Annotated in this window: 20 protein-coding genes and 1 pseudogene; 1 reads left to right on the top strand and 20 read right to left on the bottom strand. The window is 34.9% G+C overall.

Annotated elements, in window-relative coordinates; all coding sequences use genetic code 11:
• Positions 1-8: 8 nt before the first annotated feature.
• The 16 genes from scfB to lepB form a co-directional block, all read right to left on the bottom strand.
• Positions 9-1364, bottom strand: coding sequence for a thioether cross-link-forming SCIFF peptide maturase (gene scfB, locus M1R53_RS05090; protein ID WP_249242216.1), 1356 nt, complete (start codon positions 1362-1364; stop codon positions 9-11).
• A 6-nt stretch (positions 1365-1370) separates the two neighbouring features.
• Positions 1371-1523, bottom strand: coding sequence for a six-cysteine ranthipeptide SCIFF (gene scfA / locus M1R53_RS05095; RefSeq protein WP_019213752.1), 153 nt, complete (start codon positions 1521-1523; stop codon positions 1371-1373).
• Between the two features lie 63 nt (positions 1524-1586).
• The gene (locus tag M1R53_RS05100) at positions 1587-2036 is read right to left on the bottom strand and encodes a GatB/YqeY domain-containing protein (RefSeq protein WP_249242217.1); all 450 of its coding nucleotides are present in this window, start codon (positions 2034-2036) and stop codon (positions 1587-1589) included.
• Between the two features lie 33 nt (positions 2037-2069).
• Complete coding sequence (gene rpsU, locus M1R53_RS05105) at positions 2070-2252, bottom strand: 30S ribosomal protein S21 (protein WP_019213754.1); 183 nt, start codon at positions 2250-2252, stop codon at positions 2070-2072.
• A 117-nt stretch (positions 2253-2369) separates the two neighbouring features.
• Complete coding sequence (locus M1R53_RS05110) at positions 2370-2708, bottom strand: histidine triad nucleotide-binding protein (protein ID WP_019213755.1); 339 nt, start codon at positions 2706-2708, stop codon at positions 2370-2372.
• 4 nt (positions 2709-2712) lie between these two features.
• Complete coding sequence (gene mtaB, locus M1R53_RS05115; RefSeq protein ID WP_249242218.1) at positions 2713-3996, bottom strand: tRNA (N(6)-L-threonylcarbamoyladenosine(37)-C(2))-methylthiotransferase MtaB; 1284 nt, start codon at positions 3994-3996, stop codon at positions 2713-2715.
• On the bottom strand, positions 3993-4721 hold the full coding sequence (locus M1R53_RS05120; RefSeq protein ID WP_249242219.1) for an RsmE family RNA methyltransferase: 729 nt from the start codon (positions 4719-4721) through the stop codon (positions 3993-3995). Before M1R53_RS05120 ends, mtaB begins: the two co-directional genes overlap by 4 nt.
• A complete protein-coding gene (gene prmA, locus M1R53_RS05125; protein ID WP_249242220.1) occupies positions 4714-5625 on the bottom strand; it encodes a 50S ribosomal protein L11 methyltransferase in 912 nt (303 codons plus the stop codon). Before prmA ends, M1R53_RS05120 begins: the two co-directional genes overlap by 8 nt.
• Before the next feature lie 8 nt (positions 5626-5633).
• On the bottom strand, positions 5634-6758 hold the full coding sequence (gene dnaJ, locus M1R53_RS05130) for a molecular chaperone DnaJ (protein WP_249242221.1): 1125 nt from the start codon (positions 6756-6758) through the stop codon (positions 5634-5636).
• A 156-nt stretch (positions 6759-6914) separates the two neighbouring features.
• Positions 6915-8759 carry a molecular chaperone DnaK gene (dnaK, locus tag M1R53_RS05135; protein ID WP_019213760.1) on the bottom strand — a complete coding sequence of 615 codons (1845 nt, stop codon included), beginning with the start codon at positions 8757-8759 and terminating at the stop codon, positions 6915-6917.
• Between the two features lie 26 nt (positions 8760-8785).
• The gene (grpE, locus tag M1R53_RS05140) at positions 8786-9307 is read right to left on the bottom strand and encodes a nucleotide exchange factor GrpE (protein WP_249242222.1); all 522 of its coding nucleotides are present in this window, start codon (positions 9305-9307) and stop codon (positions 8786-8788) included.
• 10 nt (positions 9308-9317) lie between these two features.
• The gene (hrcA, locus tag M1R53_RS05145; protein WP_249242223.1) at positions 9318-10328 is read right to left on the bottom strand and encodes a heat-inducible transcriptional repressor HrcA; all 1011 of its coding nucleotides are present in this window, start codon (positions 10326-10328) and stop codon (positions 9318-9320) included.
• Positions 10329-10512: 184 nt separating this feature from the next.
• A complete protein-coding gene (locus M1R53_RS05150) occupies positions 10513-11088 on the bottom strand; it encodes an HD domain-containing protein (protein ID WP_249242224.1) in 576 nt (191 codons plus the stop codon).
• A 9-nt stretch (positions 11089-11097) separates the two neighbouring features.
• Positions 11098-12222 carry a radical SAM family heme chaperone HemW gene (gene hemW / locus M1R53_RS05155; RefSeq protein WP_249242225.1) on the bottom strand — a complete coding sequence of 375 codons (1125 nt, stop codon included), beginning with the start codon at positions 12220-12222 and terminating at the stop codon, positions 11098-11100.
• Positions 12222-14027: a translation elongation factor 4 gene (lepA, locus tag M1R53_RS05160; RefSeq protein WP_249242226.1), complete on the bottom strand. Its 1806-nt coding sequence runs from the start codon at positions 14025-14027 to the stop codon at positions 12222-12224. Before lepA ends, hemW begins: the two co-directional genes overlap by 1 nt.
• Positions 14028-14036: 9 nt before the next feature.
• Positions 14037-14666 carry a signal peptidase I gene (gene lepB, locus M1R53_RS05165; RefSeq protein WP_249242227.1) on the bottom strand — a complete coding sequence of 210 codons (630 nt, stop codon included), beginning with the start codon at positions 14664-14666 and terminating at the stop codon, positions 14037-14039.
• 142 nt (positions 14667-14808) lie between these two features.
• Between lepB and M1R53_RS05170 the strand changes: the two genes are divergently transcribed.
• Positions 14809-15801, top strand: a complete 993-nt coding sequence (locus M1R53_RS05170; protein WP_249242228.1) for a lipid II:glycine glycyltransferase FemX — start codon at positions 14809-14811, stop codon at positions 15799-15801.
• A gap of 64 nt (positions 15802-15865) precedes the next feature.
• Here M1R53_RS05170 and M1R53_RS05175 read toward each other — a convergent pair whose 3' ends face one another.
• From M1R53_RS05175 to M1R53_RS05190, 4 genes and pseudogenes are all read right to left on the bottom strand, one after another.
• Positions 15866-17311 carry a leucyl aminopeptidase gene (locus M1R53_RS05175; protein ID WP_249242229.1) on the bottom strand — a complete coding sequence of 482 codons (1446 nt, stop codon included), beginning with the start codon at positions 17309-17311 and terminating at the stop codon, positions 15866-15868.
• Complete coding sequence (locus tag M1R53_RS07620; protein WP_283162622.1) at positions 17311-17856, bottom strand: HD domain-containing protein; 546 nt, start codon at positions 17854-17856, stop codon at positions 17311-17313. Before M1R53_RS07620 ends, M1R53_RS05175 begins: the two co-directional genes overlap by 1 nt.
• Positions 17857-17916: 60 nt before the next feature.
• Positions 17917-18477: pseudogene (gene rdgB / locus M1R53_RS07625) on the bottom strand (RdgB/HAM1 family non-canonical purine NTP pyrophosphatase); the annotation flags it as partial.
• 9 nt (positions 18478-18486) lie between these two features.
• Positions 18487-20319, bottom strand: a complete 1833-nt coding sequence (locus tag M1R53_RS05190) for an N-acetylmuramoyl-L-alanine amidase (RefSeq protein WP_249242230.1) — start codon at positions 20317-20319, stop codon at positions 18487-18489.
• Positions 20320-20355: the final 36 nt, after the last annotated feature.

A 20355-nucleotide genomic window follows, 5' to 3' on the forward strand; every position in this document is an offset into this window, starting at 1 on the left:
TTGGCCTCCTAATCTAAATTTGCAATAACTGAGATTGCACATTCTATTCTTTTTCTTTCTAATTCACAGCCTATCTCAAATACACCGTTTATGTCGCCTGTATTGTAGTATGAATTAGCATGACAGCCTCCTGAACAATAGAATTTTGCCCAGCATTCATGGCAGTCTTTTTTATTAAATACGTTTGATTTTTTAAATTCTTCTCTTAAATCAGTTTTGGTAACGCCTTCAAAAACATTACCAACTTTAAATTGTTCTTCGCCTACAAACTGATGACAAGGATAAAGGTCTCCCTTTGGCGTTACAGCAAGATATTCGCATCCTGCTCCGCATCCTATTGCTCTTTTGATTAAGCATGGTCCTTGATCAAGGTCTATCATAAAATGGAAGAATAGAAAATCATCATCTTTTTTCTTAATTTTGATGTATTCTTTTGATAATTTTTCATACTCTTTCTTAATTCTCTCTACATGTTCTGGTCTTATGGCATAAGGTTCTTTTTGGTCTGTTACAACCGGTTCCATAGATGTCTTTTTAAAACCGTTTCTGTAGAAATCCAATACGTCTTCTGAAAAATCTAAGTTTTCTGATGTAAATGTACCTCTAATGTAATAGTCCTTATCGCCTCTTTTTTCAATGAAGCGTTTAATCTTTGGAACGATTAAATCATAAGAACCTTTTCCATTAGTAGTTGGACGCATCTCATCGTTAACAGATTTTCTACCGTCTATACTTAGAACTACGTTTGACATATTTTCATTTAAATAATCAATAATTTCATCGTTTAATAAAACACAGTTTGTAGTTAAAGTGAATCTAAAATTCTTATTGTATTCTTTTTCTAAACTTCTTCCGTAAGTAACAAGCTCTTTAACAACGTCAAAGTTCATTAGTGGTTCTCCTCCAAAGAAGTCAACCTCTAAATTTCTTCTATTGCCAGAGTTTTGTACTAAAAACTCTAAAGCTTTCTTACCTACTTCTACGCTCATAAGCTCTCTTTTGCCTTTAAAATCGCCTTGTGACGCAAAACAATACTTGCATCTTAGGTTACAGTCATGTGAAACATGTAGGCAAAGAGCCTTTACTATGTTGTATTTACTTAAGTCTAGCTGAGTTGCCTCTATAGGCTCAGTAAATAACAACTCTTCTTTGTGTAATTCTTCTACTTCCTTAAAAGCAGTTTTAATATCACAAGCTTCATACTTAGTAGATAATGCCTTAACAGCTTCATCTAAGCCCTTAGACATGTAATCAACTAAGTCGTATATAATCTCATCTACTACGTGTACAGCACCACTATATATGTCTAAGATTACATACTTATCATTTAGATAGAACTTATGTATTAAATTAGTATCGTACATCAAAGTCTATTTATGATTTTTCTTATTTTCGCACTTTTGGTTACCAACTGTACAAGATGTCTTACAAGCTGATTGACATGAAGTTTGGCATTCGCCGCATCCGCCGTGCTTAGCTGTTTTTAATAAGTTTCTTTTGCTTAAAGTTTTTACAAATTTCATAATATCCTCCCTTTTATATAAAATATACTGTGAGCTAAGGCTCATCACAAGAAAAAACCGATGCTATTTTGCACCGGCTAGATATTCTTTAACAAGATTTGTAACTAATGATCCATCTGCCCTGCCCTTAACTTTTGACATCATAGTCTTCATGACTAAGCCAAAATTTGTTTTATTGTCTCCAAGTTCTTCGCAAGTACCTTTAATCATAGTTTTTATCTCTTCTTCAGAAAGTTCCTTTGGTACGTACTCCATAAGAATTTCTATTTCTTTTTTAGTTTGTTCAACTAAATCTGCTCTATGGCCTTGTTCAAACTCAGCTATAGCGCCTTTCTTTTCCTTTATTTGCTTTTGTATTATTGCTATAATGTCTTGGTCACTTAGTTCTTTTCTTTGGTCAACTTCAATTTGCTTTATAGCTGAGTTAACCATCATGATAGTGTTTTTAATGATTGTATCTTTATTTTTCATAGATTCTATATATCTACTTTTTAGTTCGTTTTTAAGGGACATCATACACCTTCTATCTTTACAAATAAATTTAAATTAAAACTTTTGATGTTTTTTCCTTCTTGCTGCTTCAGATTTTAGTTTACGTCTTACGCTTGGTTTTTCATAGTGTTCTCTTTTTCTAACTTCTCCTAAGACGCCTGATCTTGCGCATGATCTTTTGAATCTCTTAAGTGCATTATCAAGTGATTCGTCTTCTCTAACTCTTATTTCTGTCATAGTATCCCTCCCCTCATAAAACAGTTACTATCATTTATGACTAAGTTACAAATATTATACAACAAAATTAAAGCTTTTTCAAGGTTTTTTTAATCTTTTTTGCTAATTTTCTTGTTTTTAACCTGCTGGCCAATTAAGCTTTCTGCCGCCAATTAAATGCATGTGTAAATGTTTTACGCTTTGTTGACCGTCTTCACCTGTATTGATGACTAGTCTGTAGCCATTGTCAAGGCCCATAGTCTTAGCTATATCCTTAACTTTTAGCATCATGTGAGAAATTACTTCTTCATCGCCTTCTTTTAAATCATCAAGGGATGAGATATGCTTTTTGGGTATCATAAGCACATGAACTGGGCATGTTGGGTTGATATCTTTAAAGCAAAGCATCATGTCGTCTTCGTAAATTTTTTCAGAAGGAATGCTTCCTTCTATAATCTTACAAAATAAACAATCCATAAAATCAAATCCTTTCTACTAATATTCCGTCTCTAAATTTTTCTACTGCCTTTACTTTTATTATTTGGTTATGAAGATTTTCATCTGTCTTAAGATAAGCTCTGATATAATTTGATGTGTAGCCTTCAAAGTATTCATCTTTTTTCTCTTCAAACAAAACTTCAAATTCATTCCCAATAAATTTATTTATAAATATATGTCTCGAAGCTTCTTGATACTCTTCTAAAATTTCTGCTCTGTCTTTTTTTACGCTCTCAGCAATTTGTCCTTTCATATCGTAAGCTTTTGTGCCTTTACGCCTTGAATATCTAAAAACATGAACCTTTAAGAAATTTATTTTTTTCACTATGTCAATGGACTCTTTAAAATCTTCATCATCTTCCTCTGGGAAACCAACGATAATGTCTGTAGTTATGGCAGAGTCCGGCATTGCCTTATATATCTTACTTGTATTTTCAATATAATCTTCTCTCGTGTACTTTCTATTCATTAGCTTAAGCACTTTATTTGAGCCGCTTTGTAAGGATAAATGGAACTGGTGCTGCAAGTGCTTTAGTTTGGCTAGTCTTTCTACTGTTTCATCTTTCAATAATTTTGGCTGAATCGAACCAAGTCTCACTCTTTCAACGCCAGGCACTTCATCTATCATTTCTAATAATTTTATTAGGTCGATGTCATTATCTTCATAATCAGTTATCTGTATGCCTGTGATAACAAATTCTTTGTAGCCATCTTTAGCGAGCGTTTCTATCTCTTTAATGATGCTATCTGCCTTTCTCGAGCGCACTCTTCCTCTTGCGTATGGAATTATGCAGTATGAACAAAAATTATTACATCCATCTTCTATTTTAATAAAAGCTCTAGTGCTATCGAAATTTTTATCAAAAAGAAGCTCTTCATAATTTTTGTCAATATTATCCTCAACATAATTTTTCTTTTCGCCAAGGTTTAAATATTCTTCTAAGTAGTCAGCTATCTTGTTTCTGCCTTGTGTGCCGACTATAATGTCCGCTATATCCATCTCTTCTATCTCTTTAGAATTAATCTGGCTATAACAGCCACAAATAATTATTATAGCATCTGGATTTTTCTTCTTGACTTTAGATATCATCTGCCTTGACTTTGAATCCGACTTATTTGTCACGGTACAAGTATTTATCACATAGACATCGATATCGTCAAAATCTTCCTTGACCTCATAGCCTCTTTGCTCGAAAGAATTTTTTATCGCTTGAGCTTCATATAAATTTACTTTGCAGCCCAAATTTTGTACATAAACCTTCATCATAAAAGACCACTTCCGTTAAATTCGTAGTAAAGCATAGTAAGTAGCGCAATTGGCGCTGTTTCTGCTCTAAGTATTCTCTTTCCTAGGCTAATGGATTTGTAGCCAAATTTCTTAAGCTCATCTATTTCACCTATATCGAAGCCGCCCTCAGGTCCTACGACGATGGCGATATTCTTTTTGTCTTTGATATCATAATTTTTTATGCTATTATCAAGTTCATCTTCATAAGCAATTAAAACTAGATCAAAGTCATCTAAAATTTCTTTTGCTTCGCTAAGTTTCATCGCATCAGATACAGATGGTATAAACTCGCGCTTTGACTGCATCGCCGCCGCCTTTGCGATATTTTTATATCTTTCCAGTTTTTTATCTTTTATATCTTTTTTCTTTACAATGGACCTCTTAGTCTCTATAGGAACTATGCTATAAACACCCATTTCTATAGCTTTTTGTATTATGAAGTCCATCTTATCAGACTTTACTAGGCTTTGAAATAAGCTTATTTTTAGCTCAGACTCATATTTTTCTTTTATTTCAGAAATTATCTTAAGAGATAGTTCATCCTTGGTATATGAGTTAAGAACAGCGATATAGCCAGCGCCATCAATATAAACTTCAACTTCTTCGTCATCTTTTATTCTCAAGACGTCTTTAAAGTGCTTTATATCTTCCTTTGCTAAATATAAAAGATTTTCAGCTCTTTTTTCTGCGAAAAATCTATGCATGTTTAGCTACGATTGAAGTCCATTCGTTTAGGTCTTCGACGTTTAATATCTCAAAGCCATTGGCTTCAAGTGAGTCGATAACCATGGCAGACTTAACTTTTAAAATTCCTGAAGAAATGAAAATTCCGTTCTTGTTCAAAAATTTGTGTAAATCACCTGTCATTGTAACTATAACTTCTGCAAGTATATTTGAAACGACTATATCATACTTGTCTTTAACCTTTGAAAGAAGGTCTCCGACTATGAATTCAGCGTTTTTAACTTCATTTAATTTTTTATTTTCATTGGCGATGTATACGCTCATCGGATCTATATCAACGCCTAAAACTTCGCTAGCGCCTAGCTTTGACGCTGCAATCGATAGTATGCCGCTACCTGTACCTATGTCTAGAACTTTCATTCCTGGCTTCATGTGCTCTTCAAGCTTCTTTATGCAAAGTGATGTTGTCTCGTGTGAGCCAGTACCAAAGGCCATGCCGGGCTCTAGCTTTATGATTTCTTCTCCATCTTTCTTTTCATACTCTTCCCAAGTTGGCACTATGACTATAGTTTTGTTTGGCTTTAAAACCTTAAAAAATTTCTTCCAATTATTCTTCCAATCGCTATCATCAATTATTTCCTTAGAAAATTCTCCGCCAATTTCTTCAATGTAAGCCTTAATTTTGGCTTCTCTCTCATCATTGTCAGAGATATCGTCTAGGTATATAGTAAATCTAATAAAACCTTTTTCTAATTTTATAAGGTCATCATCGTATAGGTCCCAAGCATTTTGTCTTTCTTGGAAAATCTTTAAATCTTCTGGATCTTCAATCGCCATATTGTCAATGCCTAAGTCTGATAAGAAAATTTCGACTCTTTCTTCATTTTCTTTTTTAAATTTTAATTTAATTTCTCTAAAATTCATATTAACTCCTAAAATTTTTCTTTTATTTTTTCAAAAATATTTTTCTTCTTTGGTTCGTAATCAAAATTCATGTCTTTAAAGTGCTTTATTAATGACTCTTTTTGCTCGTCATTCAAATTCTTTGGCACATCAACCTTGACTACAACGTATAAATCGCATCTATAATTCTTGTGTAGTGGATATAGTCCCTTGCCTGCAATTTTAAACTTCGTATGACTCTGAGTTCCCTCAGGTATAGTTAATTTAACCTTGCCATCAAGCGTATCAACTTCAATTTGGTCACCTAAAACCGCTTGTAAATAATTTATGCTAACGCTTGTATATAAATCATCGCCACTTCTTTTGAATTTATTATTATCTCTAATGTCTACGTAAACGTTTAAATCACCGTTTGGTCCGCCATTCTTACCAACACTTCCTTCGCCTCTTATGCTGATGACGCTATCTTCACGAACGCCCTTTGGCACCTTAACAAGTATTTTTTTCTTTTTCTTCTCAGTTCCATTGCCATGGCAATGTGGGCATTCTTCAGTAATTATCTCGCCTGCGCCTTGACAGTCAGGGCAAACTTCAGTTTGAACGAATACGCCAAAAGCTGTTCTTCTCTCTTTTCTAACGCTTCCTCTGCCAGAACAAGTCTTGCAAGTCTTCTTGCTGTCCTTATCTTTTGCTCCGCTTCCGTGGCAATGCGAGCACTCTTCGACTCTCTCTATCTCAATCTCTCTTTGAGTTCCATTTAAAACATCTTCTAGGTCTATGGTAAGGTTATATCTTACGTCCTCGCCATACATTGGACGTTTGCTTTGTGCAGCACCTGATGAGAAACCGCCAAAACCGCCTCCAAAAATATCAAAGATATCACTAAATATATCCTCAGAAAAACCGCCGTATCCTGCAGCTCCTGTGCCACCATTTTGAAACATCGATTCGCCGTATGTATCATATTGCTTTCTCTTCTCAGCGTTGCCTAAAACTTCATAAGCGGCAGATATCTCCTTAAATCTTGCTTCAGCCTCTGCATCTCCTGGATTTAGGTCTGGATGATATTTTTTAGCAAGCTTCCTATATTGAGTTTTTATCTCAGCTTCAGTCGCAGTTGATTCTATCTCTAAAACTTCGTATAAATCTTTCAAAACTTACACCCTTTCTAAAATGTAAAATATTTTTCATATACATTATATTATACCAAAAATGTGAGAAAAATAAAAGCCTAATGAAATTCTTTTATTTTATGTAAAAAAAGAAGAATGAAGCTTTTCTCCATTCTTCTTAATCAAAATCTAATAAATTTATTTATCGTCGTCAACTACTTCGTAGTCACCATCAACTACGTCATCGTCACCTTTGTGTTCTTCAGAGCCTTGTGCGCCTGCTTCAGCTCCAGCTGCACCTGCTTCTGCATTTTGTTTATAAAGCTTTTCAGAAACTTTATAGAAGGCTTGTGTTAAATCTTCTGTCTTCTTCTTCATATCGTCATAGTCTGAGCCTTCGCTAGCTTTCTTAAGATCAGCAAGTTTTGCTTCGATGTCTTTCTTTTCATCTTCAGAAATTTTGCCTTCAAGGTCCTTCATAAGTTTTTCTGTTTGATATATCATTTGATCCGCATTATTCTTTACTTCAATATTTTCTTTTTTCTTCTTATCTTGTTGAGCAAATTCTTCTGCTTCTTTAACTTTTTTATCAATATCTTCTTTTGATAAGTTAGATGAAGCTGTGATAGTAATCTTTTGTTCCTTACCTGTACCTAAATCCTTTGCTGATACATTAACAATACCATTGGCGTCGATATCAAATGTTACTTCGATTTGAGGGATTCCTCTTGGTGCTGGTGCTATACCTTCTAGTTGGAAGCGGCCAAGTGTTGTATTGTCAGCTGCCATCTCTCTTTCACCTTGAAGTACATGTATATCAACTGATGTTTGTGAGTCAGATGCTGTTGTGAATATTTGTGATTTCTTTGTTGGAATAGTTGTGTTTCTTTCGATAAGTCTTGTAGTTACTCCGCCAAGTGTTTCTAGACCAAGTGATAGTGGTGTTACGTCTAGTAATAATAAGTCTTTAACTTCACCTGTTAATACGCCGCCTTGGATTGATGCACCGATGGCAACGCATTCATCTGGGTTGATGTCCTTTTGAGGATCTTTGCCGATGATTTGTTTAACTGCTTCTTGAACAGCTGGGATTCTTGTTGAACCACCAACTAATAATACTTTGTCGATGTCTTTTGCTTCAATACCAGCATCTTTTATAGCCATTCTAACTGGTTCAGTAGTTTTTTCAACTAAGTCATGAGTAAGTTCATTGAACTTTGCTCTACTTAAGTCCATGTTCAAGTGAAGTGGACCAGCTGCTGTAGCAGATATGAATGGTAAGTTGATGTTTGTTGTCATTGTAGTAGAAAGCTCTTTCTTAGCCTTTTCTGCTGCTTCTTTTAATCTTTGTAGGCTCATCTTGTCTTGAGTTAAGTCTACGCCATTTTCCTTTTTAAAGTTTTCTGCTATATAATTTATAATTCTTTGGTCAAAGTCGTCTCCACCAAGCTTGTTATTACCTCTAGTTGCTAGTACTTCGAAAACGCCGTCGCCTACTTCTAGGATTGAAACGTCGAATGTACCTCCGCCAAGGTCATATACCATAATCTTGTGTTGACCATGTTCTTTGTCCATACCATAAGCAAGTGCTGCTGCTGTTGGCTCGTTAATGATTCTCTTTACTTCAAGGCCAGCGATCTTGCCAGCATCCTTTGTAGCTTGTCTTTGAGCGTCTGTGAAATATGCAGGAACAGTGATAACTGCTTCTGTAATTTTTTCTCCCAAATAGCTTTCTGCGTCTGATTTTAATTTTTGTAATATCATTGCTGATATATCTTGTGGTGTATAATCTTTTCCGTCTATGTCAATCTTATAGTTACTGCCCATCTCTCTTTTAATTGATGATATAGTTCTATCTGGATTTGTTATAGCTTGTCTTTTAGCTGTTTCTCCTACTAATCTTTCTCCGTCTTTTGTGAAAGCAACTACTGATGGAGTGGTTCTGTTACCTTCAACGTTAGGAATGATTATAGCTTCTCCACCTTCCATTACTGATACACAAGAGTTTGTTGTACCTAAGTCAATACCAATTATTTTTCCCATAATATATTTCCTCCTTAATAATTTTCTTATTTATTTACAATAACCATGGCATGGCGAATAACCTTGCCATTGTATTCATAACCTTTTAATAAAACTTCTATGACTTGATTTTCTTTGTATTCATCGTTGTGGCCCATAGATACCGCTTGATGAAAATCGGGATTGAAGTCCTCGCCTAGTGCTTTTAACTCAACTATGCCCTTTGCTTTGAGAGCATTTTTTAATCCTTCGTAGATAAGCTCCATGCCTTCCTTAAACGAAGCGCTGTCACCTTCATGCTCCAAGGCTCTTTCAAAGTTATCTATGACAGGAAGTATTTCATTTGCAATACTTACAACGCCTATCGATACTAGGTCGTCCTTTTCTTTTTCTACTCTCTTTTTATAATTTTGAAAGTCTGCTTGAAGTCTCACAAGCTTTGTTTGAAGATCATTTATTTCAGATGACACGCCATCTTGCTCTTCACTTACAGCTTTCTCTTGACTTTCTTCAGCTTCTTCATTTATAAGCTTTTCTTCATCCATATCTATTGTTTTATCTTTTTTCATCTAATCCCTCCTAAAATAAATCATCCATATAAAAATCATCAAATATAGAAAGAACTTTTTTGTAATCAATTCTCATTGGTGCGATTAAACCAAAAGTAACTTCATTATCCAAGATGTTTACATTCTTAAGAACTAAGGCAATATTATCAAATATGTCGATATCATTCTCATTACCTATCTTAATAACAAGATCTTTATCCAAATTTTCGCTCTCAAGTAAATTTAGTAGGCCCTTTTTGTCTTCGAGAAGCTCGATTAATTCTTTTGCCTTATCAAAATTTGAATACTCTGGATAATTTAAAATCTTATTTATTCCTTCTAGGAATATGCTATTTGCATTATTCTTTTCGTCTTTTTGTGAAAACTTTTCTAAAACGCTATCTAAAATGCTTCTGTATTTAAGAAGGCTGTCCTTTTCATATTTAAGTGTGTTAAAATCAACCGAGTTTATGGACTTGCCTGCTAAGTTTTTATTTAAAATCTCTTTAAAATAATTAAGTTCTTCTTCATTTATATCTTCATTAAGCGTTATCAATTTCTTGTCAATGGCAAAGTCTTCATATACAAAGATGGCAAGAATTTTATTTTCATCAACTTTTAAAAGCTCCAAGCTCTTTAACTTTGTCTCGCCACTCTTCCTTATATAAGCAAGTGATGTAAAATCAGTTAAGCTTGACAAAACTTTTGACATCTTTCCTATCATACTATCTAAGTTCTTTGACTTGTCCTTTATATCATCTAAGAAAAATTTCTTTTCTGATGAAGATAATTTTTCGAAGTCTTTTTGAAGTACCATGTCAACATACAAGCGATATGCCTTTTGCGATGGCACTCTTCCGCTAGAAAGATGAGTTTTGATTAAGTAGCCCGCTTCTTCAAGGTCTTGCATCTCGTTTCTAATAGTTGCTGAGCTAAGACCAATGGAGTCGTCTTTGGCGACAAGTCTCGAGCCAACCGGTTCACCAGTTTCATTGTATGAGCTGATTATAGCTTTTAAAATCTTTAATTTTCTCTCATCCAATTGATCACCTTCCATCGTTTTTGTTAGCACTCTTACTCAGTGAGTGCTAACTCTATTTCTATTATACCCAAAATAATAAAAAAATCAAGCTTTTTTCAAAAATATTTACTTTTTTTTACAATTTTTATAAAATTTTTTCAAAAAGCATAAAAAAAGACGATAAAATCGCCTTTTCTACAGATATTTATTTTTTATAGCTAAGCTCAGCATTTATTTCTGATAAAAATTCTTTCATAAAGCTATCTCTTTTTTGGGCGAGCCTTTTTGCTTCGTCAGTGTTCATCATGTCTTTTAATAATAATAGCTTTTCATCGAAGTGCTTTAATGAGTCCTCTATGCCGCGTTCATGTTTGCCGCTATACATAAAAGTCCTCGCAATGCCTATTGCGCCTATCGCGTCAAGCCTATCAGCATCTTGTACTATGCATGCTTCAAGTGTTTTTGGCTTAGTACCTTTATTTTTTGTAAATGAAACTGAATTGATTATCTCAACAATATCTTCAATTGCTTCACTATCAAAATCATTTTCAACTAAAAATTTTCTTGCGTTTTCATTATTTTTATTCTTAAATAGCTTATGATCGTCGACGTCATGAAGCAAAGCTCCAAGGTCTACATAAAGCTCATTGCATTCATAAGCTTTTCTTATCAAAGATGCATTATTATAAACTCTTAGGCTGTGATCTGCGCCGTGTCCGTCCGAGTTGCCATTAAAAATATTTTCTAGGTACTCAATCGCTTTTTTAATTATATCAATCATAGCCTCTCCTTATACAAAAAGTATTTCTACTTGGTTAGCAAGGTCCCTGCCAAGCTCTGTGTAAGAATATCTTCCGCCATCTTTTTTTAATAGTTTTTCAAGTGTCGCTTTTTTTAATTCTTCCTTATATATATCTTCAAAATCTATATCGAAATTTTTATTGATCTCATTTATAATTATGCCTTCATTCGTCCTTAATTTAAAAATTATATACTCAGTAATTTTATCTTCTTTTGATAAATTTTCTTCATCGTGATAAATATTTTTCTTCACATCGTTAAAGTACTCATTAAATGTGCTCGCATTAAAAAATCTTTTATTTTTAATAAATGAGTGTGCCGCCATACCTAGGCCTAGATACTCATCCATGGACCAGTATTTGTAATTATGCCTTGAATAGCGATTGTCCTTAGCAAAGTTTGAGATTTCATATTGCTTGTAGCCAAGTTTTTCCAAGTGCTCGCTTGCTTTTCTATATATGAGCCTATCTGTCACTTGATCATTCACTCTATAAACGCCTCTGTCTACCAAAGTGCTAAGTTTAGTCCCTTCCTCAAGTATAAGTGAATAAAGCGATACGTGCGTCGCGCCTAGTTCCTTTGCTATGTCAATGGAATCGATTACATCTGATAAAGTTTCTGTCGGTAGTGAAAAAATAAAATCAAGACTAAGATTGTCAAAATATTTTTTCGCTAATTTAATTTTTTCTCTCGCTTCTTCACCTGTATGAAGCCTACCAATAATTCTAAGTAGTCTATCGTTAAAGCTTTGCACCCCTATAGAAATTCTGTTTATTCCTAAATTTTTATAAGCTATTAATTTTTCTTCACTTATTGAGTTTGGATTTGTTTCTATGGTAAATTCATAATTTTCATCTAAGTTTATAGCCTCATTTAAACCATTCACAAGGCTAGTAATTTCATCTATGCTTAATAAAGATGGCGTGCCTCCACCTATAAATATAGTATCGACAATATAATTTTTTAATAGCTCTTTATTATTTTTTATCTCTAATAATAAATGCTCTACATAATCCTTCATTCTGTCTTGATTAAAAATAGAAGATGTAAAATCGCAATATTTACATCTTCTTTCACAGAAAGGAATATGTATATATATTCCTAATTTATTCATTATTTCTTTTCCTTGTACTTTAATACTGAAAGGAAAGCCTCTTGAGGTAGTTCTACTGAGCCAATTTGGCGCATCCTCTTCTTACCTTCTTTTTGCTTTTCAAGTAATTTTTTCTTTCTTGAAATATCGCCGCCGTAGCATTTCGCAAGAACGTCTTTTCTAAGCGCTTTGATAGTTTCTCTCGCTATAATCTTTGAGCCGATAGCCGCTTGTAAAGGTATTTGGAATTGATGTCTTGGTATAACGTCCTTTAGTCCTTCGACAATGGATCTACTTCTTTCATAAGCGTTTGACTCGTGTAAAATCAAACTGAACGCGTCGATAAGGTCTCCGTTGATAAGTATGTCGACCTTAACAAGCTCACTTCTTTGATAGCCTGAGATTTCGTAATCAAGCGATGCATAGCCCTTTGTATTTGATTTAAGTGCATCGAAGAAATCATATATAACCTCATTTAGTGGCATTTTATAATGAAGTGTAACCCTTGTTTGATCAAGATATTCCATATTTATAAATTCACCACGCCTATTTTGACAAATATCCATGATGGCGCCTACATATTCCTTTGGAGTCATGATCTCAGCGTTAACGACTGGCTCTTCCATATAATCTATTTCACTTGGATCAGGAAGATTGGATGGGTTTTGTATAAATATCGTTGAACCATCTTTTTTATGAACTTCATAAATAACTGATGGTGCAGTTGTGATTATATTTAGATTAAATTCTCTTTCAAGTCTTTCAGTAATTATCTCCATGTGAAGTAGTCCTAAGAAGCCGCATCTAAAACCAAAGCCTAAGGCAACTGAATTTTCTGCTTCAAAAATAAGTGATGCATCATTAACTTGAAGTTTTTCAAGAGCCTCTCTAACGCTGTTAAAGTCCTCGCCCTCTGCTGGATATATACCGCAATAAACCATTGGTACAACTTTTTTGTATCCGCTAAGTGGCTCAGCTGTTGGATTGTCAAGATAAGTGATAGTATCACCAACTCTTGCGTCCTTCACATTTTTAATCTGCGCAGTGAAATAACCTACTTCGCCTGCTTCAAGAGTGTCTTTCTTTAATAAAGATGTGTTATTTACGCCAACTTCATCAACTTCAAATACAGAGCCTGTCTGCATCATCTTAATCTTTGTACCTTTTTTAATAACGCCATCGAAAACTCTGATGTAGCAGATAACACCTCTGTAAGCATCATATATTGAGTCAAATATTAGCGCCTTAAGTGGCTTGTTCTTGTCACCATTTGGTGGTGGAACATTTTTAACGATGTCCTCTAAAACGTCTTCTATGTTAAGGCCGCTCTTTGCGCTAATTAGAGGCGCTTCACTAGTGTCAAGGCCTATGATGTCCTCAATCTCTTCCTTAACTTCATCTGGTCTTGCGCTTGGTAAATCCATCTTATTAATAACAGGAAGTATCTCCAAATCTTGATCTATAGCTAAGTACACGTTTGATAACGTTTGCGCTTCAACGCCTTGAGTTGCGTCAACAACAAGTACTGCGCCTTCACACGCCTTAAGAGACCTACTTACTTCGTAGTTGAAGTCGACGTGACCAGGAGTGTCTATCAAGTTAAAAATATAGTCCTGTCCATCTTTTGCCTTATAAATCAAGCGTATCGCCTTTAATTTAATTGTTATTCCTCTTTCTCTTTCAAGATCCATGCTATCCAAAACTTGTGATTGCATCTCTCTTTGAGTAAGTAATCCAGTCTTTTCAATGATTCTATCAGCCAAAGTAGATTTACCGTGGTCGATGTGCGCTATGATTGAAAAGTTACGTATATATTTTTGATCCATCTTATCATCCTATCTAAATAATTTTAATTTATTCAAAGGCCAAAATCTAAATAAGGCCTTACCTTGTAAATATGATTTCTTTATCGGTCCAAAACTTCTTGAATCGTAGGAGTTGCCTCCTTCTCTATTGTCCCCCATAACAAAGTATGAGTCCTCTGGTACAACCCAGTGATTGCCGTTTTGCTCACTAGTTTTTCTGTCTAAATACGGTTCGTCGAGCTTATCACCATTGACATAAACTTCTCCATCAATTATGTCTATAACATCACCTGGAAGACCGATTAGTCTCTTGATATAGTGGTCACCGTTAGTTTTTTCGCCCCTAATAACAACAATTTCTTGTCTCTTTGGCTCCTTGAAGTACTTAAATAGCTTCCATTCGAAGACCCTATCGCCTGTATGTAGAGTCGGCTCCATCGATATGCCCTCAACCCTTGTTAGGGCAAAAACAAAGTTTACTAAAAATAAAGTGATGGCGACTGTTACAACTATTGAGAATATCCACGACTTGATGTCATCTTGTTTTGCCTTAGCCATCGCCTCTGCCGCTTCTAATACTTCATTTTCACTAGCTGCCTTTACTTCTTCGTTTATATCAATATTTTCATTTATATTATTATCATTAAAATTGTTCTCCATAAAAAAACCTCCTTTATAATTATATCATATTTTGACCACGAATTACAAAGAATGATGAAAATTTTTATTATTATGCAAGTAGTCTCAGTTTATGTTATAATGTTTATAGATTAGTAATTATAGAAAGAAGTTGATAAATTAGATGTCAATATTAAATTTAAACGATGCAAATGAAATAAAGTGCTACGATGAATTCGTAAAAAACTCTAAATATAGCTTTTTAACTCAAGACAGAGCTTGGGCGAAAATTAAAAATAATTGGTATGAAGACTATGTTTATTTAGAAGATGGTGGAGAGATAATTGCTGCTATGAGCATTTTGTCTATCAAAGCAATAGATGGAAAGTGGCTTCTTTATGCCAATCGTGGACCTGTCTGTGATATATATGATAAAGATACTGTATTAGCCTTAGTTAATGAAGTGAAAAAATTAGATAAGTTTAAAGACGCATTTTTATTAAGATTCGACCCAGCCATTGCCTATGATGATAAACTTACCCGTTTATATAAGGATACAGAATTAAAAATAAGAACGAGAGGCGCTGATGAACACAGCTTTATTCAGCCAAGGCGAAATGCCATCATCGATATAAATAAAAGTGAGGACGATGTTTTAGCAGGCTTCCACTCAAAGACGCGCTACAACATACGCCTAAGCTACAGAAAAGGCGTTACGACAAGGATCTCACAAAGTGATGAGGGCCTAAATACCTTCTTTGAAGAGACTAAGGTCATGGCTGAGCGTAACGGTATCACTTATAGACCAAAAGAATATTTCAAAAGGCTTATAGATAATTACGACGCTAAGATATTTTTATCAGACTATGAAGGAACTCCTCTATCGAGCGCAATACTCATTATGTATAAGGACTACGCTTGGTATATGTATGGCGCTTCAAACAATCTTCACAGAAATTTTATGCCAAACTATCAAATGCAGTGGGAAATGATTAAATATGCGAAGGAGCATGGCGCTAAGAAATATGATTTCGGCGGCATTTTTAAGCTTGACGATGAAGATGGTCTATATAGATTCAAAAGAGGTTTCTTAAACGAAGAAGACTTTACCGAGTTTATTGGTGAGTTCGATTTAGTTTTAGACGAAGAAGCATATAAAAAATATTTAAATAAATAATTTTGCATAAAAAAGCTCTTCTCATATCAAAATGAGAAGAGCTTTAACTTTATCTAAATAATTATTAGCAAGTGTGTTCAGAATTTATTAAATAATAAAGTGTCTTAACAGGAACGCCAGTTGAGCCTTTTTTATATTGTGCGTAGTCCTTTGAAGTATCTGAAGTTCCCGCTATGTCCATGTGTATCCATGGAGTTCCTTCCTTAACGAAGTTTTCAAGGAACATACCAGCTGTAATCATGCCAGCGCCGCCAGGTACTGAATTAAGTAAATCTGTCATAGTTCCCTTAACCATGTCTTTGTACTCGTCGTCATTAGGCATTACCCATAGCTTTTCATCAGCTTTTTTAGATGCTTCGTCCATTTCATTCATAAACTCATCGTTATTTGTTACAACTCCAGTTCTATATGAACCAAGTGCAACTACACAAGCGCCTGTAAGTGTAGCTAGGTCAACTATCCTATCAGCTTTAAGCACTTCGCCTGCATAATAAATTGCGTCAGCTAGTGTAAGTCTACCTTCAGCGTCAGTATTAGCTACTTCTATAGTCTTTCCAGACATTGATCCGATTAAGTCGCCAGTCTTGTATGCCTTGCCTGAGATTAAGTTTTCGCATGAAGCAACGACTGCTACAACGTTCTTCTTAACTTTGTTCTTAGCGATAGCGTGCATTGCACCTATAACTGCACCTGCTCCGCCCATGTCCATGTGCATTGTAGCCATGCCTTGTGGATGCTTGATGCAATATCCGCCTGAGTCATATGTTAGGCCCTTACCAACAAGTGCAGTAAGTTTATCGCCTGCTTCACCATTCATATATTTCATAACAATTAGCTTAGGCTCTTTGTCTGAACCAACTGCAACTGCTAAGAATGCCTTCATACCAAGTTCTTCTATCTCTTTCTTACCATAAACTTCAACAGTAACTCCAAGCGGCTCAAGGTCTTCCTTAGCTCTATTAGATAAAACTTCTGGATACATGTCAATTGCTGGTGTATTGACTAAATCCTTTGTTAGTGAATATCCTTCGGCAATGTTAAGAGCCTCTTCAACAGCTTCCTTAGCCTTATCTTTTTTGTTCTCAATAACTTCTATATTTATAGTTCCAAGCTTTGTTGGCTTATTATCATCAGATAAATATTTATCAAAATCATAATCAAAGCATGCAAGGCCATCAACTATAGCTTTCATAGTAGTCTTGTAGCAAAGGCCATCAAGCTTTTTATTGAAAATGATGTTTGCGTCTTTAATCTTGTACTTTCTAAGTGCCTTTGCTAATTCAAAGAAAGCTACTATAATTTTCTTTGTAGTAATCTCAGCTTTTTTGCCAAGACCAAGATATATTATCTCATCTTCTCCAAGCTTTGCAAATACTTCGCTTGCCTTGCCTGTAAAGTATTCTTTTTCTACTAAAGTATCAAGTCCTACTGATTTTTCAAAAAAATCTCTTTCATCTTCAAATACTGGTAATACCTTGATACCATTTTTTTCATTTAGTGTAATTTTCATTAAATCATCTCCTCTTTCTTAAATTGACTTTCTACATAATCCAAAACAAAATCATACATTTCGTCTGAATATATCTTTATAGGTGCCATCCTCTTAAGAACGGCTTCCTTTGTTATCTTGTGATCTTGCCAAGAGTGCGAGTTAAATGCAAAATGCATCAAAAGTGGTTGGAATCTATCAAGAGCGTTTGCATATTTTGCCTCGTTTGTCTCAGCCGCCTCAAACTCTTCCCAATATTTTCTAAGCTCAGCGCCTAATGAATCAAGTTTTGAATATAATTTATCAGCCGCTTCGCTCTCTCTTTGCTTCTTGCTCTCATTGCCCTTTACATCATAGCAATAGGTGTCGCCAGCGTATATCTCAATCAAATCATGATACAAAAGTAATACCGCCGTTTTATTTGCATCAACCTCAAACTTGCCCATGTCCTTAAATACTGGCGCAAGTACTGCTGCGTGAAAACTGTGTTCAGCGTCATTCTCTCTTCTTGAGCCATCAGCAATCTTATTTACTCTGAAAATATTTTTCATCTCATCAAGTGTCAAAGCAAAGTCTACTTTTTTATATAGCTCCTTGTGTTTTTCTTCAAGTAAGATCTTTTCCTTAATATCTTCTAGGGCTCTTTTTCTGTGTGAAAACTTATTTTTCTCTTCAGTACCTATCTCAGCATAAGTCTTGTCATGACCCTTTGGTAAAAAGAGTGGATCGTAGCCAAAACCGCCTGTGCCTCTGTATTCAAAAAGTATCTCACCATCTACATTGCCATGGCCATAGAAAACTTTATTGTCTTCATCTATAAAACAGATGACACTCTTGAAATGAGCTGTTCTGTCTCTGCCCTCAAGATTTTTGAGTAAAAGCTCGTTGTTCTTATGATCATCGCCGTGCTCACCAGCGTAGCGAGCAGAGTAAATGCCTGGCTCGCCATAAAGTCCATCGCAGAAAAGGCCTGAGTCGTCACTAATTACAGCGCAATCTACCATATCACGAAGAGCCTTTGCCTTGATGTAGGCATTCTCCTCTAATGTAGTACCTGTCTCATCGACATCGAAATCATCTATGCCAGCCTCTTTTTTAGAAAGAACTTCGTAACCTAGCTCGTGAAATATTAATTTTATTTCTTTTAATTTGTTTTGATTGTTTGTTGAAACAATAACTTTTTTCATAAATAACCTCTAATAATAATTGTTCAAATAATCTACGATGCCGTTAAATAAACCATCAACCATCTTATCAAGGTAGGCTTGGCTCTTTAAAAGTGCTAGCCCCTTCTTACTCGATAAGAATTCCATCTCAAGCAGAGCTGCTGGCATATTTGTATTTCTTGTAACAACATAGGCGCCTTCTTTAAGACCGCGTCCCTTGTTGCCAACAAGTTCACCAACAGCATTTAAAATGCAATTTGCAAATTCAGTTTGCTTTCTAGTCTTGTTCTTATGCTTTGCTTCACTCGAGTAAAGAACCTCAAAGCCAGATGCAGCTGGTGAATCAGCAACATTCGCATGAATGCTTATAAATACATCTGCGTTAACACTATTAGCCATCTTAGCTCTTTCAAAAATATCAACATATTCATCGATAGTATCATTAGTTTTCATGACATTGTAGCCTGCAGCCTTAAGTTTTGCCTCCAAAGCTCTAGCAACTATCGGGATAAAGTCAACTTCACTAGAACCATCAATCTTTGATACTCCTCCTGGGTCCTTTCCTCCGTGACCTGGGTCAATCATGATTAGATAATCAGATGGCTTGCTATTAACTATCCTACTTAGCCTTAGACTATAGTCAGCGTCCCTGTCATCACTTTTTTCTACAAGTGCATTTCTCACTAGATTTATGGTGAATGTATATCCATTGGCCGCTTTTTCAATCACAAGCGAGCTTATAAATGGATCCTTAAATTTCTCAGTACCAGTCTCTATATCTTTATTAGTCTCAACGCTCATGGTAATAGTTTTTCTTAAATCATCATAAGTATGCTCAGAGACCCTTCCCTCAGTATTTTTTATAGCAAAATTTCTGCCATCGTATGAATAAAAGCTCTTCATCGATTTTTTGATATAAAATACAAGTCCATCGTTCGTTTCATCAATTTGATAATCTATGGCATTGTCTTCAATATCCATAACTATCCTAACATTCTTATCAGACTTAGATGTGTCATTGTCAGCGAATTGACTCGCTCTAATGCCTTTGATGCCATTCATTACAATACTGTATTCCCTATAAAGCTCTGGATCATCAAAGATTGCTTTTTCAAAATCAAGTACAAGCCTATCTGGATTATCAAGCTTAGTCACTTTGTACTTGCCCTTTAAGCCTTGGAATAAGACCGCGTCTTTGTCATTATATCTAGTTAAAACTACATTCGTTAGATGAGCATAGCCATCCGGATTAGGTTTTATGCTTGGATTGTCATTTGCATTAGGATTTGGTTTTATCGCATCATTGTCAGGCTTGATTTGATCAGGCTCGTCGTCCCCGCTCGGTAAGATGATAACATCATTTGTATCCTCTTCAATGATCGTATTTGTATTGATTATGGCAGTTTGAGATTTATTGTTCCATGATACATCATAGCCAAAAAGTTCAGATATAAGTCTTAGAGGAACATAAGTTCTTGCACTTCCACCATTAACCCTAACAAGCCTTGGTGTATAAGCCTTTTCAATAGGTTTAGTAACACCATTAATTATTGCCTCAGCTTTATCAATGGTTAAGACTATGCTTTTATCTGCCAAGGATATAGTAGCCGCTTGAGTTTTGCTGTTCCAGTCAACAATAGCTCCAAAAGTTTCAGATAAAAATCTAATCGGAACAAGAGTTCTCTTTTGATAGATAAAACTTGGCATCTCCTTACTTACCTTGTTTTCTCCATCTACCTTTACATTAATTAATGTTGCCTTATAATTTTTATTTGATATCTTTATATTAATGTTTTTTGCATAAGCACTTTTTGTAGTAAAAACGCAAAAAATAAAAATCAGTCCTAAAATAATTTTTTTCATAGCTATGCCTCCTATTAATATGTTAACATCAATTAT

The organism is Fenollaria massiliensis (assembly GCF_023347705.1).
Lineage (GTDB): Bacteria > Bacillota > Clostridia > Tissierellales > Peptoniphilaceae > Fenollaria > Fenollaria massiliensis.